This window comes from Pseudomonas sp. UF-293, from assembly GCF_058245595.1.
In genome coordinates, this window is the sequence record NZ_JBSICA010000071.1 from 1 (window position 1) to 590 (window position 590).

General features: G+C 59.0%; 1 protein-coding gene. It reads right to left on the minus strand.

Translation table 11 applies throughout. The features are described 5' to 3' along the window. On the minus strand, window positions 1-590 hold a 590-nt coding region (locus tag AC4IHP_RS27815), incomplete at both ends, for an immunoglobulin-like domain-containing protein (protein WP_490833285.1).

Below are 590 nucleotides of genomic sequence, written 5' to 3' on the forward strand. Positions count from 1 at the left end.
TCGGACGGTGCCGGAACAGTTGCGGTGCCGGTGGTTTCGCCAGCCTTGATGGTGATTACGGCGCCGTTCGACAAGGTAACGGTTACTGGTGAGCCAGCGGCGTTGGTCAATGTCGCGGTGTAAACAATCGAACCACCTTCGGCCACAGAACCGGTCGCGCTAAGCGACAGGTTGGTGGTGTCGGCAACGTCGGTGACAGAAGTCGAAACCGGAGTTTTGTCCGCCACCAGATCTTCGAAATTGCCACCGGTTACGCCAGTGATCGAATTGGTGATCGGAGCATTACCGGCCAACGCATCGTTCGCAGCAACAGCAGTTGCAGTGCCAGTCGTCTGACCGACGCCGATGGTAATGGTCTGGCCGTTGGCCAGAGTTACCACAACAGGCGAACCGGTAACAGGCGCGCCGACGGTGGCGGTGTAAGTCACGGTACCGCCTTCAGCCACCGAAGTATCGGCGGTCAGTTTGACCGTCGAAGTGTCGATGGTGTCGGTGACATTCGTCACCGCTGGAACCGCGCTTGGCACCAGGTTCTCGAAGTTGCCGCCGGTCGCACCCTCGATGGTCACTTCGACTTTACCGGCATCTTT